Source organism: Brevibacterium sp. Marseille-P9724 (genome assembly GCF_902500275.1).
In the GTDB taxonomy this organism is placed as follows: Bacteria; Actinomycetota; Actinomycetes; order Actinomycetales; family Brevibacteriaceae; genus Brevibacterium.
Genome location: NZ_LR722992.1, coordinates 224,925 through 239,908 on the forward strand (window position 1 = coordinate 224,925; position 14,984 = coordinate 239,908).

5 protein-coding genes are annotated in these 14,984 nt (G+C 61.1%); 3 read left to right on the forward strand and 2 right to left on the reverse strand.

Going from position 1 to position 14,984, the window contains the following annotated elements; translation table 11 throughout:
• The first annotated feature begins 234 nt into the window (after positions 1-234).
• On the forward strand, positions 235-5,610 hold the full coding sequence (locus GC119_RS05750) for an SdrD B-like domain-containing protein (RefSeq protein ID WP_193215628.1): 5,376 nt from the start codon (positions 235-237) through the stop codon (positions 5,608-5,610).
• 110 nt (positions 5,611-5,720) lie between these two features.
• On the opposite strand, the gene GC119_RS05755 is transcribed toward GC119_RS05750, so the two are convergent.
• Positions 5,721-9,662, reverse strand: a complete 3,942-nt coding sequence (locus GC119_RS05755) for a proline dehydrogenase family protein (protein ID WP_151952681.1) — start codon at positions 9,660-9,662, stop codon at positions 5,721-5,723.
• Between the two features lie 258 nt (positions 9,663-9,920).
• Between GC119_RS05755 and GC119_RS05760 the strand changes: the two genes are divergently transcribed.
• Positions 9,921-11,696: an FCD domain-containing protein gene (locus GC119_RS05760; protein WP_151952682.1), complete on the forward strand. Its 1,776-nt coding sequence runs from the start codon at positions 9,921-9,923 to the stop codon at positions 11,694-11,696.
• Between the two features lie 308 nt (positions 11,697-12,004).
• Complete coding sequence (locus GC119_RS05765) at positions 12,005-13,042, forward strand: glutathione S-transferase family protein (RefSeq protein WP_151952683.1); 1,038 nt, start codon at positions 12,005-12,007, stop codon at positions 13,040-13,042.
• Positions 13,043-13,170: 128 nt separating this feature from the next.
• Here GC119_RS05765 and GC119_RS05770 read toward each other — a convergent pair whose 3' ends face one another.
• Positions 13,171-14,730, reverse strand: coding sequence for an MFS transporter (locus tag GC119_RS05770; protein WP_151952684.1), 1,560 nt, complete (start codon positions 14,728-14,730; stop codon positions 13,171-13,173).
• Between the last annotated feature and the right edge of the window lie 254 nt (positions 14,731-14,984).

A 14,984-nucleotide genomic window follows, 5' to 3' on the forward strand; every position in this document is an offset into this window, starting at 1 on the left:
GGTGCGCAAGGCCTGTTCGTTGTATATACTCGCTGGTAATCTTATGATATTCGGCCTTTTCACTCCATTTTCACGTCAAGCGTTCAGGCCAGCGCTGGACAGCAATAAGGACGCCTTATGGGTTCACGGATGACTTCCTCTCTGCTTACGCGAATGACTGCCGTTTTCGCGGTGCTTGCTCTTCTCTGTGCAATAGCAGTGCTTGTGCCACAGCCAGCAGAGGCCGTGGGGGAAATGGGAAAGCCTGGAGAATCACAGGCAGTCGAAATCGGCCAAAGCAATATTCAATATGGCCTGAGGCTGGCAAAAGACGGCGGATCAGGCTGTCTGATCACCAAGTCCAATGGCTATGAGCCCGGTGACAACACCTCGAACGACGGCAATATCTGTGCCGGGGATATCGCCCACTACAGCATCGACCTGAACGTCAAAACAGCAGCTGATCCGATTACGTTCACGGTTACGCCAACGTGGCTCAGTGCCGAAGCTCGTGCGGCTGGTCTGCCCGAACCCACCGTGAAGCCGACTCTGAAGACTGGTTCAGCAAGCTATGCCGGCGTTTCGGCCACGGTTGATGCTCAGGGCGCCATAACTGTGAAGGCGGAACCGAATAAGAACGCGACTGTTTCGCTGGAACTCACAGCATCGACAATCCAGGCACTGGAACTCCGGGGCGGCGAAAACCCTGAGGGCACGTTCAATCTTGGGCTCAAAGCCGCTAAGGAAGACGGCTCTGCGCTGAAGACCGCGGTCGCAGACAAGAAGCTCAACGTGCTGGTCGAACCGCGCTTTGATCAGCTCATCGAAGATCCGCAGAGCGGGGTCACCACCACTGTGCGTGACGGCGTTGAATATATCGGCATCAGTGCTCGATCCGGATTGCCGGCTTATCCCGCCGACCAAAAGCACAGTCCTGCCCCCAGCGGTGCGACACCGAAAGGTCGGATTCTGCCGATCGATCCGGAAACCATCAGCCGCTACACCCTCGTGATGCCGGAAAATGCTCCCTTTAAGGGCGACGAGGTGCTGGTGTCCTATGACGGCAGCGATTGGAAGAAAGCCACGGTCGACGCGAATGGCAACCCGTACGTCGACGGCAAGTACGACAAGTCCAATCCGCCCTTCCGTTTTCTCATCCCAACCAAGGGCCTGCCCTCGGGCAAGACGGATTTCATCACCCGCATGGACATCGTGGATGAAAACGGCAAGCCTGCGCGGGTGAAAGACAGCCGCGGAGTGCCGTCGAACATTCCAACCGCGAAGGGTAATAGAGCACTTGGCGATAACACTGCCGACCCCGGCGGCTTGACCGAGTGCAGCGCATCCACCGCTGACGCCGGGCAGGGTCTGTTGGCGGGCAAATACGGCTTCCCGAACAACAACTGTGCCAAGCAGACGGTTGACCTGACCAAGTGGAAGTGCACGCACCCCGGGGGCTGTCCTTCAGCCAAGTACGACGTCGGAATCAACTGGGTGGAGACCGAAGAAAAGGGCAAGCAGGCTTTCAACTACAAGCAGGCTCTTACAAGCGCGAATGTCCGCATGGAAGTCACGCCCGTCGACGTTAAGGACAACCCGACCATCTGTTCAGTGTGGCAGCCCGGAGTTCAGCGCGTTGTCTCCACCGCGAACAACATCTACGTGCCCACGGTCCAGATTGGCAACCAGGGCAAGGTCAACATCCAGGACGTCTTCCCGGATGCCAAAGTGTACATCACCAAGGCTGATAAAACCAATAAGGGAACAGCTCCTGACTGTTCTGGCGACGCCGATTGGGAAGTCTTCTACGACGCCTCCGCCAAAGTGACGGGCAATAGCTTTGCCGACCCGGGAAGCATGAAGTCCAATGAAATCGCCGGAATCAAGATTGTCATTCCCGGCGAGAACGTCATTCAGAGACCGACGACTTTCCGCTACGTGGCTACAACGGGTGACCCGCGCGTGGTGAGCACACAGGACACCGTCAAGGCTAAGGAAGGCGACGCGGAGTACTACAAAACAACGAACTTCGCGCAGGTCTTTGAAGGCGATAAGAAGAAACGCGACTCGAAGGACGTAATCCTTGCCGAAAAGCCGTCGGCAGGAGTTCGCGACATCTGGGGCAGCGTTGGCGAAAAGCGTGTTGGCGGTATCGGCCAGCAGAAGCAGGAGCTCATCACGGCCGGTCAGGTTGTTGTCAACAACGGGACCAATATTGCAGTGAATTCGAGCACCGCCGATGGTAAGCCCACACGTGTTCACATGCGGATCTATCTGTCCAAGTGTGTCACCGCTGACGAAGAATCGCTGTCACGGGGAATGAAGTATCACAAGGGTCAGATCTCCAATGACCCGAAGGACTGTGCTCCCTCCACAGACAACTACATTGAACGAACGTGGGCGCTGTCAGACAAGAAAAACGAAACTGACGACCCGAACAACGACCCGTTCTTCCCCATCGGCTGGGCCGACAAGAATGCCGGAAAGTCCTCGGACTTCTTCCAGCCGTGGGACAACGGTCAGCCGAAGCCGACATTCACGGTCATGACTCCGGCGTGGGCAGGACCGGGCCAGCAGTTCGACATCGTGCACTCGTACCGCATAACGGGAACGCCAGAGCTGAAACTGGATGAAGCTGTCAAGGCGCTGAAGGAGAACGCATCCATCAAGACCGTCACTTCCTCCGCCAATGAGAACGCCTTTACACCGAGTGAAGATAAGGCGAAGGACTACACTCCGCTGGACTCGCGTGCAGCGCTGACGACTCTGACTGTCCCCAACGTTGTCGCTGTGGGCCTGCAGAAGTCTGCTGAGGACAAGCTCGTTGATCATGACGCTGCGTTTCAGCACTCGCTGAAGCTGACCAACCACACCGATGCACAGCTGGGAGCCACGCAGTTCATTGACGTGTTGCCGTTCAACGGCGACTGGCGGGGCACTGAGTTCAATGGTGAGTATTGGCTGAAAGACGTGCCGGAATATGTAGGCACAAGCGGCGTGGAAGGCCGTCAGATCTACTACACCTACGACGACCCGAAGACTGTGTCGGTGTGCCCGACCAACGCGAAGGGCAAGGGAGACCTCAACGCGTGTGAAAACGCGGCTAAGGCCACCAAGCGGGATATTGACAAGGCCCCGAGCAACACCAACTGGGAGCTGCTGACCAAGGAAGTCATCGAGGAACAGGCGAAGCCCGGGGCTAGGCACATTACAGCGCTGCGCTTTGACAGCCCCCTGGTGAAAGCGAACTCCAACGATGCCTACCAGCTGAACTTCCAGCCGCACGGAAACAAGCACGGCGACCTGTACGTCAACTCCACGGGTGTTGCCACCATGCACGCCACCTATGGAGACACTGCAGAGACAACGGGCGTTGGGGCACTGCCCGTGCCGCAGCCTGATCCCGTCAAGACCGAGGTCTACGCTGCGAAGGTCTCGGGTACCGTCTATCACGACAAGAACCGGGACGAGAAGCAGCAGGACGGCGAAAAGAACCTGTCTGGCTACACCGTGACCCTCTACGAAGTAGACGAAGACGGTGAGGTCAAGAAGGACGACAACGGTGAACCCGTTGTGGCGGGAACCACCAAGTCGGATAAGGACGGCAACTACACGTTCGAGTCCGTAAAGCGCGGCAACTACCGTGTGGTGGTCAGCCCGCTTGAGGAAACCGACATCAACACCGAAGCCGGTAAGGGTACTCCCGGTTCGTGGAACGGCAAGGTCATTACCGTGACTGAATCGAAGCCGGAGGAATACGACGCCAGCAAGCCGCAGGCGCACACCAAGTACGACTTCGGCGTGTTCAAACCTGCTCCGAAGATCACGCTGGAGAAGACCGTCAACGAAAAAGAGTCTGCCGAAGTCGCTGCTGATGGCAAGGCAAAGTTCGTTCTGGCCGGTGAGAACAGCGGCAATGTCGATCTTGAAGACGTGAAGCTGGCAGATGACTGGGTCGAGGATAAGGAACCCCTTGATCTGTCCTGCACCATCACGCCGAAGGCCGGAGGCGTGTACAGCGGCGATGCCACGGAAGACTTCAAGGAAGGCAAGGCCAAACTTGCGGTAGGCGATGCCTACAAGTGCACCGGCACCTACACCGTCACGCAGGATGACGTTGACGAGCAGGTCACGCTGCCGAATAACGCTGATGTGACCGGCAAGTACCCGTACAAGTCGGCCACCACCGGCGAGGACAAAGAACTGCCTGTCGAAGACAAGAGCAAAGCGACGGTCACGGTGCCGGAAGCTAAGCCGGCGCTTGATGTCACCAAGACCGTAGACGGTGAGAAGTCGGTCCAGAAGAAGGCCGGTGAAAAGGCAGAATGGTTCATTACCGGCAAGAACACCGGCAATGTCACGCTGCACAATGTGAAGCTGGCTGATGAATGGGCCGGTGGGGACATTGATCTCACCTGTAAGCAGGGTGAAGAGGAAATCGACGTGCTTGCTGGTGGAGTGACTCTGCCCGTCGGCGCTGAGTTCACGTGCACCGGTGAAAGTGAAATCACTCAGGATCAGGTCGATGCCGAAGACCCGCTGCCGAACAATGTCACGTTGACCGGCAACACGAAGAAGGACCCTGAAGCTGGCACGAAGGTCAGTGCGCAGGACACTGCGACTGTCACGGTTCCCAAATCCGAACCTTCGCTGTCACTGGAGAAGACTGTCACCAACTGGGCAAAGGGCGCAGAGCCACTGACCACAGGTGACAAGGTCGAGTACAGCTTCATTGTGTCGAACAACGGCAACGTCACCGTAAAGGATGTCAAGATCGACGATCCGAAGGTTGACGACATTGACTGTGGTGACGCCAGCACAACTCTTGCTCCGGGAGAGTCGATTGAGTGCACTGCTTCGCACGTTCTGACTGCTGCCGATGTTGACGGACAGACGGAGTACGTCAATAAGGCAACGGCAAACGGTGAAGACCCCAAGGGCAAGAAGGTCAAGTCCAATGAACCTTCTGCCAGTGTTGAGGTCGGCACTCCGAAGCTGGAGCTCGAAAAGAAGGTCAAGGACAAGAAGGACAGCTACCGTGCTGGTGACGCAGTGAAGTACACCTTCACTGTCACCAACAGCGGCAAGGTCACCGTAAATAACGTCGCGGTCAACGACTCGATGCTGGATGAGGCTGGCGTTGAAGTGACGTGCGAGGCTGCGACTCTGGCACCGGGTGAGGCAACCACGTGCGAATCCAATGAATACACAGTCACCGAGGCCGATGCCAAGGCTGAAGAGGTCGTCAACACGGCCGTTGCAGTCGGCACATCGCGCGGCGGTGGCGAGGATGACGGAACGCCAGTTCAGTCCAATGAATCGTCCGCTGTGATCACGATGGACAAATCACCCACACCGGAAGAAACGGGCACCGAAGAGCCGGGTGAGCCGGGTACCGATGAGCCGGGTGAGCCTGGTGATTCGGGACCGACTAAGCCTGGCGAACCGGATGAACCAGGTAAGCCCGGTGCTCCTGGACCGGCTAAGCCGGATCAGTCTGGTGGCGCTGATAAGCCAGGTTGGATGCCGCGGACGGGTGTTGAGGTGACGGCCGCCGTGCTTGCCGGACTGGCTCTGGTTGCTACAGGTGGGCTGGTGATCCTGGGCTCCCGCCGCAAGCGCCAGAACTGATCAGATGGCTGGCCTGATTACAGCGAAAGCCTGCTGATTCGGCAATAAACGGGGCGAACACTCAAGTGTTCGCCCCGTTTATTGCCACAAGAGCAGAGTTGGCTGTTTGCTTAGGCGGTTCGGCCCAGGCGCTGAGCTAGGCGGTGGAAGCCGGGGTCTGGGTCGCCGAAGCGGTGCAGAGTCATCGAGATGGCCTGTTCGTGCAGGTAGTAGCGGCCTTCGATTCGGCCCGAGGCGGTCACCGGCTCATCGAGCACGGCCACTTCCGGTCGGTCGACAATCGCTTCGAGAACTTCGGCTTCCGCCGCGCCAATGCTGCGCACGCGGGCTGCTCCGTTCACCAGAAGAGAACCATCAGCCAGGCGTTTGCCGAACTCGGACGCCGATTCCACAACAACGCTGCCGCCTGTGCCGACCGCACTTCCACCTGCGCCAGCAGCCGCAATGGCAGCAGCACGGACAGACCCTTCTGCGTCAGAGGCAACACTCCAGGTCAGGGGCGCACCCAGGCGTTCGGCGGCTTCGGCCACGCGCGTGATTTCAACAGGCTTTGCCTCCGCAGTCACGCGCACCGTAACAGCCGTCGGCAGGTAGCGGAAGATGTTCGCTTCCGAAGCAAAACCGTCCGAGTCGCGGGCAACGCCGAACTCACGGCGAATGGCTTCGTCATCAGAGCGGCCGGCCCGTTCCAGCCAATCGCGTTCATCACGCGTTGCCGCAGTGCCCGAAACTGAACCACCCGCATCACCCGCAGATGTCGAGGTCTTCGGTGCCTCCACCTCGTCAGCCTGAGAAGCAGAGACAAGCGCGTCCGCCCAGGTGCCCAGCATGTGGACGTAGTTGGGGCCGCCGGCTTTCGAGCCCAGCCCGACCGACGATTTCTTCCAGCCGCCGAAGCTCTGACGGCGCACGATCGCACCGGTGATTCCACGGTTGACGTACAGGTTGCCGGCTTGCACGCGGCGCAGCCACTCTTCGACTTCGCGCGGGTCGAGCGAGTGAATGCCCGCGGTCAGACCGTAGTCGACGGCGTTCTGCAGGCGGATTGCCTCGTCGAGGTTGCGCGCGTGCATGAGCCCGAGCACCGGCCCAAAGCATTCCGTCATGTGGAAGAACGACCCCGGCTGCACGCCGGTGCGGATGCCCGGACGCCACAGCGGGCCAGGCATGCCCGGTGTGCGCCGGTCAGAATCTGACGAGGTGCCGCCGGCTCCCACCTGGCTCTCACCGGGGGATACGTCTCCGGTTGGGATGCCGGGTGCCGCGGCGAGCAGTTTCGGTTTGATGAGCCATTCTTCGCCGACTTCCAAGCGAGTCAGCCCGCGCTGGAGCTTGTTGCTGGGGGCTCCCGTCAACGGTCCGACGGTGGAGGCCAGGTTGAGCGGAGAGTCCACGATGAGGGATTCCGTCGCGTCGACCAACTGGCGCAGGAAGCGCTGTGAATCGTACATCGAGCCCACCAGAATGCCCAGCGATGCGGCTGAGCACTTCTGGCCCGCGTGTCCGAATGCTGAGTTCACGAGGTCAGCCACGGCGAGGTCACGGTCGGCTGACGGGGTGATGATTATTGCGTTCTTGCCGCTGGTTTCGGCGTTGATGGCCAGCGAGGGGCGGAATGAGCGGAATAGCGCGGCTGTGTCAGAGGCTCCTGTAAGGATGACCCTGTCAACGTCCGGATGGCTGATCAGGGCCTTGCCGGTGTCGCTCTCGATCGGCGGCACCAGCTGCAGGACGTTGCGCGGGATGCCGGCTTGCCACAGCGTTTCGACGATCATCCGCGAACACGCGGGCGTCATGCCCGACGGTTTGTGGATGACCGCTGAACCTGCGGCCAGCGCTGCCACGGTTGATCCCGTCGGAATTGCTACGGGGAAGTTCCACGGAGGTGTAATGACAGTTACTTGATCAGGTGTGAACTGAACGCCGTCACGGGCTTCGATTTCTTCGATCTCAAGAGCCTGATCGGCGTAGTAGCGGATGAAGTCGATGGCTTCGGACAGTTCGGGGTCGGACTGGGCGAGTGTTTTGCCCGCTTCAGCCGCTGCGACTGCGAGGAATTCACCGCGTCGCTGCGCAAACAGCTCAGCTGCCCGCTGGAAGTAGGGCAGGCGGCCGCGCGAGCCGAGCTTCGCCCAGTCGGCAGCAGCCTGCTTGGCGGTCTGCACAGTTGCGTCGACGTCGAAGTCGTCTGCTGTTCGCGGACTGATGTCAATGCGTTCAGCTGCCGCAATCACCTGCCGCGACCATTCCTGGTTGGCCGTCAGAGCGGGGTCGGTGTTCGGTTCGTTTGCGAAGCCGCGCCCCGGGAGCGCTGTGGGTTCTTTCGGGTCCCGGTTTGCTGGGTCTGCCGCGGTGCTGGTGGCGGCGGTGGATTCGGCGGGAGCTTCGCCCGAGGCGCCCTCGGCTGCCGCGTCGATACCGTCTGCCGCGTTTCCCGCACCCTCACCGGTGCCCGCGCCCTCACCCGAGGTGCCGGGCTGGGAGGTGAGCGGCGCCTCGTGCAGTCGGTTCTGTGTGCGGTTGGGGCCGGGAGGTGTGTCGCCTTCGCGGGCAAGCACGGTTTCGAGGTCGCTCATTGAGGCCAGGAAGCGGCTGCGTTCGCGCTGGAAGATGGGTCCACCGTCGGTCAGGTCGAAAATGCCGGACATGAAGTTTTCGTTCGCGGCGTTTTCTTCCAGGCGGCGTACCAGGTAGGAGATTGCGACGTCGAACTGTTCGGGCGCGACGGCCGGGACGTACAGAAGGATGTCGCCGACGTCGGCTGCGACCTGCTCGGACTGTTCTTCGGCCATGCCGTGCAGCATTTCGAATTCGACGCGGTCTTCAACACCTCGCCGCTTGGATAGGTGATGGGCAAATGCGATGTCGAACAGGTTGTGTCCGGCAGCGCCCAATCGGAGGCCCTTCATGTTCTCCGGGGTCAGCAGCCAGTGGAGGACCCGCTTGTAGTTGGCGTCAGTGGCCTGCTTGGAGGGGTTGACGGTCAGGGGCCATTCGGCGGTTTCGGTGTGCACGCGTTCCATGGACAGGTTCGCACCCTTGACCAGCCGAACCTTGATGCCAGCGCCGCCGTCGGCTACGCGCTGTGCGCCGAATTCGGCGATCCGCTGGGTGGCTTCGAGTGCGTCCGGCAGGTAGGCCTGCAGGACGATGCCGGCTTCCAGCTGTTTGAATGCGGGTTCGCTCAGCAAGCGTTCGAAGACGTCAATTGTCAGGTGGAGGTCCTGGTATTCCTCCATGTCGAGGTTGATGAACTTCGGGCCGCGGCCAGCGGCTTCGAGTTCGACGGCGTCTTCGTAGAGCGGGCGCAGGCGGTTCACCACGTAGTCGACGGTGCCCGGGTAGTCCCACATGCTGATCTGCGAGGCGACAGAGGACACCTTGATCGACACGTAGTCGACATCGTCCCTGGCCAGAAGCCTGCGAGTGTCCTGCAGGTGACGGTCGGCCTCCTGTTCGCCGAGCACTGCTTCGCCCAGCAGGTTGATGTTGAGGCGGTGCCCGGCTTCGTGCATGGCCTTGACTGCCTTGCCGAAAGGTTCGGGGCGGGCGTCGATCACCATGTGCCCGACCATCTGCCGCAGGCGAGCCTTGGCGATGGGAATGACCACGTGCGGCAGCTTCTCAGCCATGGCCGCACCGGCTTTGATCTGCATGCGCTCGGCCAAAGGCAGGGACTTCGGGGTGAGCTGGGCGATCTCGGTCAGTGCTTTTGCGGCGGCCCGGGGGTCTTCCGTGCGGATCACTCGGTCCACGAAGCCCTGCGTGAACGGCAGTCCGTTCGGGTCTTTCAGCAGTGCCGCCAGCAGGCGGGCCCCCTTGTCTGCCTGGCGGGTGGCCTTGTTGGCTGCTCCGTTTGCTTGGGGGTTCGCGCTGGATTCTGCTGAGCCGCTGGGGCGGGCTTTCGCGATTGCCCCGGACCCCGAGGTGGAGCTCGCCTCATCCTTTTCTCTCGCCCTGCGCAGCCACGTGCGGACGGTGTTGATGGCGTCGGTGCTGACTGCGGACAGTTCGGCGTCGGTGACGAAATCTGCTGGTTGTGTCTGCGACATGATCACTCCTCTTCACTGAGCTGCTTAAGCCGCCAGAAAGGCTGTGCTTTCCGGTGATGGCGCATGCCACGGTGCATGGGCCGTTTGTCGACATTCTGCTGTTGAGCTGCTGGCAACAGTGAGCGGGTGAAAGTAGTCTGAGTCAAAAGTCAGCTGTGCCCGGGTGAGGGGAGCCCTACGAAACCGGGGCGCGGGAAGGTGAGCGGCGCCTCGGTGGGTGAGGGCTGCGCACAAGCGGCCGTGTGCGAAGGAGGCCCAGTGTCAGGTGCGAAGCGCGGGCGGGCGGCCAGCTGGGCGCGAATGGGTCGACCCGAAAAGCAGTCGCGGGCCAACCGGGCTGTTGCGCGGGCGTTGGCGCTGGCCGGGCGCGATGTTGTCGGGCAGGCATACGGTACTCGCGGATTGGCCGAAGAGCTGGGCCTTTCGCAAACTCTCGTTTCGCGCGCTTGCCGATGGTTGGAAGGTGTGGCTGACACTGCGCCGCGCGCCGACCGGTTGCCAGCCTGGGTGCTCATCGACGAAATCCGAGTGGAAGACAGCCGTCTGACTCTCATCTTCAGAGCGGGGGAGAGCGTTGCCTCTGATGCTCCCGAGGCGAGCCTGGGTGTCGAGGTGGGAGTTCCCAAGGCGACACCGGGTGCCAAGGCTTTGACCTCCTCCGGTGACGAAGTTTCTGTTTACGAACCCAACTCATGCCCTCAGTGGGGTTCTACGAACAAGCGTCGCCGAGGCTGGGCGTTTTTGGGTGCTTTGCGGCAGTGGGCGGATCGGGATGCGTTCAGCATTGAGATCGTCGTGCCGGATGGCTCGGCCCACATGCGCGACTTCCATGACTTCGACGCTTTCGCCGGAGCGGTTGCTGCCCTGCTCACCCGCGTAAGCGGCGGGGCGCGGCCTGCAGGCTCACCCGACAGTGAAGGCGTCCCCGCTGTGGACGGCGTCCCTTTCGATGTTCTGGAGTTCTTGGCCGATGCGGTCGCCGCGGACGTCAACACGTTCTTCTGGCGGAGGCCCGTTGAGGCGCTCCAAATTCCATCTACTTTTGACTCACTTTCTGCTGCTGCTGGCTCTCTTGATGCAGCAAACACGGCGGACAGCTCAAGCAATTCAGCTTCGGCGGCCAGTGCAGGCAACTCTGGCAATCAACACCAGGACAGCCAAAACCAAGACAACAACCAGTCCGATACCCGAAGCCCCTTCCTGCATCCGTGGCGCGAAGTCGGTGACAGTGTGTGGCGGCGGACCTTGGTGGCAGAGCTCGAAGCCGACATCCGCGAGCGCGATCTGCATGCGGGTGATCAGGTGTCGGTGAGGCATTTGGCCCTGCGGATGGGCGTTGCTCAGAAGGAGATCGTGCGCGGATTGGGCGAACTGCAGATGAACGGCGTGCTTGAGCGTGCGGGCAATGTGTTCCGCTTGCCGGTCGTGTCCGGTGAGAGTGTGCTTGACCTTTACGCCGCGCGGTATGCGGTGGGTGTCGTGGTGTTGCGGGGCGCCTCAGCAGGTAGAGCCTCCCGCCAATCCACGGCCGGACGCACGCCCGCCGGAGCTTCCGGCACCCACAAACCCACAGCCGGCCACCCGAGCCCCAGCCAGCGAACCGTGAGCCAGTCGAGCGTGAGGGGGGCGGTATCTCGTGCGGAGCAGGCCAGGGGGTCCCTGCATATTGCGGATAGGGCGCTGTCGCGGCTCGAGGAGGATGATTCCTTGGGCCCGCGGTCGGTGGATCGGCTGGATTTGCAGTTTCAGCAAGGGCTTGCGGAGGCTTCAGGCTTGGAGCACACGGCAGATGTTTTTGATTCGCTGGGGCAGAGGCTGCGGTTGCTCATTGCGATTTTGCGTGTGGATTATGAGCCGGCTGCGGCGAAGATCCGTTCGGACAACGCTGCGATTCTTGCGGCGGTGCGCAAGGGCCGAGCCGACCAGGCGATCGCGGTGTGGCGAAGCAAGATCGAAAACGCGGTGCGGCACATGTCGTCCGTCGCCGGTCTGCGCCGCTTCGATGTTGCCGCGTGGCAGAGCCTGGTTGAGTAGAGCGTGGCGAGGCCTGACAGCGGTGCCGGTCAGGTGGGCCAACCATCCAAGTGAACTCTGCAGTCTAGGTGGAAAACGGAGGCAAAATCGCACTTTTCGCCTCCGTCTTCCACCTAATTAGCAGAACTGCCGAGTAGGCAAAGGCCCCCGAGGCGCCGGGCCAGCTGGCCAGCCGACCCTCACCTCCCGCCGTCACCTCGCTAAGGCTTGGGTTCAGCATCCGCTGACCAGGCGCAAGACGGGAGGGCCAGCCAAAAGGGACCCCGTTATTGGTTGAAAGTTAAAATAGGCAATGTGACAATCGGTACATGACCGATCGCGAAAAGCTGCACCCAGAACACTCGAAGCCGGGCGTTTACGTGTCCAAGGACAAGGCGTTTGAGCGAGACATGCGCTACATAGACGACCGCATTGTGGCTGACCCGGTAGGCACGCCGAAAAAGCATGACGACCAGATTCTGTGGTCTGTCGAGGCTGGGCGGTATCGCCTGGCGGCAGCGAAGGCGTGTCCGTGGGCGAATCGCACGCTGATTGTGCGCAGGCTGCTGGGTTTGGAAGACGCGATTACGCTGGCGTTGGCTGGACCGACGCACGATGAGCGTTCCTGGACTTTCGATCTGGACGAGGGTGGCGTCGACCCGGTGCTCGGCATCGAGCGGCTGCAGCAGGCCTACTTTGCGCGCTTCCCCGACTATCCGCGGGGGATTACTGTTCCGGCAATTGTCGAGGTGGAAAGCGGCCAGGTGGTCACGAACGACTTCAATCAGATCACCTTGGATTTCTCGACGGAATGGACCGCGTTCCACCGGGAAGGCGCGCCGGATCTGTACCCTGAAGCGCTGCAGGGCGAGATGGACCAGCTGATGCACTGGGTGTTCACCGAGGTCAACAACGGTGTGTACCGCTGTGGTTTCGCGGGATCGCAGGAGGCTTATGACGAGGCCTTCGAGCGTCTGTTCACAGCTTTGGACCGGCTTGAGGGGCGCCTGGCAGGTCAGCGTTTCCTGATGGGTGACTCGATTACCGAGGCGGATGTTCGTCTGTTTACGACGCTCGCGCGGTTTAACGTTGTGTATTACTCGCACTTCAAGTGCAATCGTCAGCAGCTGCGCGACTTTCCGGCGCTGTGGGCGTATGCCCGTGACTTGTATCAGATGCCCGGTTTTGGTGACACGATTGACTTCCAGCAGATCAAGGATCACTACTACATCGTGCAGAAGTCGGTAAACCCGACCGGCATTGTGCCGTTGGGTCCGGACACTTCGATGTGGATGGAACCGCACGGGCGTGAGGCACTGTCGGACCGCCCTTGGGGCGACGGCATAGCGCCGCAGCCGGTGGGGTGATCGCAGCCGGTGGGGTGATTTTCAGTTCCGAACTCACCATTCCGTCGAGGCCCTACCTAACACCCGAGGCGGGGGTCAGCTTCCGTAGAGCCGACCCCCGCCTCGTGGGTTCTCAAACCGTATTCGTGTCAGTCGAGTGCGCGACGTCGGCTGACGTCGACGTCCTCGAGGGCCTGTTCGACTTCCGCCTCTAGGCGAGGCGGAACATCGACCGGGCTCCCTGCACTCGCCTCCGTGCCAGGAACCCCAGCTGCGCCGGCAGCTCCGTCTGCGCTTACACGGTCGCCGTCGGCGTCGACGACAACGTGCTGCAGGCTGCCGTCGGACTGCTCCTCGGCGATGACCTTTTCGTATTCCTCAGCGATTTCGGAGTCGTCGTAGAGATGCTTCTTCGGGTTCAGTACTGTGGCGCTGACCAGTGCGAGCACCGCAATTGCCATCACATACCAGGCGGCCGAAGACGTGATTCCGGTCTGCGCAATGAGGAAGGTGGCCACAAAGGGGGCTCCGCCTCCGAATACGGCAGCCGGGATGTTGTAGCCCAGCGACATGCCCGAAGCGCGGATCTTTGCCGGGAACAGCTCGGTCATGATGACGGCGCTGGCGCCCATGAAGACTGCTACGGACGCCCCCAGCAGGATGTGCACGCCAATGGCACCCCAGGCGTTGAGCGTCGGGACGATTGCGTAGGCGGGCCAGGCGATCAGGACGTATGTGCCTGCTCCGACCAGCAGCACGGTCTTGCGGCCCACGCGGTCGGACAAGATGGCGGCCGCGATGATGACGCCGATAGATACGAGTCCGGTCACGATGTTCGAAACCAGGGCGATTTCCTGACCGTGGCCGTTGACCACGCCGATGTAGGTCGGCATGTAGGTGAAAACCGAGTAGTAGGCGGTTGCGTGCATGGCGCCGATGCCGAAGATGATGAGCATGTTCTGCCACATCTTGAGCGACTCCGTCAGGGGTGACTTTGTCTTCTGCTCGGTGGCTTCCATCATCTGGAACTCGGGGGACTCGTCGATCTTCTGCCGGATGTACCAGCCGATCAGGCCCAGGGGCAGCGCGAGGATGAACGGAATGCGCCAACCCCAGTCGGCCATGCCCGCCGTGCCCATCACGAGCGTCAAACCGGTGACGGTCAGGGTTCCCAGAAGAACACCGGCAGTCGTTGAGACCACGATCCACACAACACCCAAGCCTCGGCGGCCGCGCGGGGAGTATTCAGCCATGAATGTTGAACCTGAGCCGTACTCACCTCCGGCTGATAGGCCCTGCAGAAAGCGCAGCGCTACGAGCGCAATCGGTGCGAGGATCCCGATGGTCTCGTAGGTGGGCAGAATGCCGATCCCGAATGACGCCAGTGCGATACCGGACAGCGCCATGATCAGGACGGGTTTGCGGCCGATCCTGTCTGCCAGCGGGCCCAGGATGATCGAACCGATCGGCCGGGCGAGGAACGCGAGGCCGAACACGGCGAACGACGACAGCAGCTGCACTGACGGTTCGGCTTCGGGAAAGAAGTGCTGGCCGATGTACACGGCGAGAACTCCGTAGACGGTGAAGTCGTAGAACTCGATGGTGTTTCCGACCGACGCGCCGAGGATGGCCCGGCGCTGGTCTCGGGTGAAGCGGTCTTTGCCGTCGGCGCGCGGCGGACGTGGACTGTTGCGGGTTGGAGTAGACATGGAAGTCCCTTGGATAGTGCGGAAAGAGCGAGATCGCCTCGGCTCCGTTGTCGAGGTGCCTAGTTGGTTCCGTATATCTCTTCTGTTGTCAGGCTTGCTGAAGTGTGTGTCAGCTTCAGTCTGTTCTAAGTGGTTGGCGCCGTGACGCGGTGGTGTTCGCGCATGGCTGCGATGTTTTCGCTTAGCCGCCGAAGGGCTGAACAGCGCTGTTCAGTTAACGGCGACTAAGCGAAAACACTAAACGTTCAGAGGGG

Bases quoted from the DNA above. Each gene is read 5' to 3' on its own strand.
- GC119_RS05770 (WP_151952684.1), bottom strand. From the start codon at position 14,730: ATGTCTACTCCAACCCGCAACAGTCCACGTCCGCCGCGCGCCGACGGC.
- GC119_RS05750 (WP_193215628.1), top strand. From the start codon at position 235: ATGGGAAAGCCTGGAGAATCACAGGCAGTCGAAATCGGCCAAAGCAAT.
- GC119_RS05755 (WP_151952681.1), bottom strand. From the start codon at position 9,662: ATGTCGCAGACACAACCAGCAGATTTCGTCACCGACGCCGAACTGTCC.
- GC119_RS05765 (WP_151952683.1), top strand. From the start codon at position 12,005: ATGACCGATCGCGAAAAGCTGCACCCAGAACACTCGAAGCCGGGCGTT.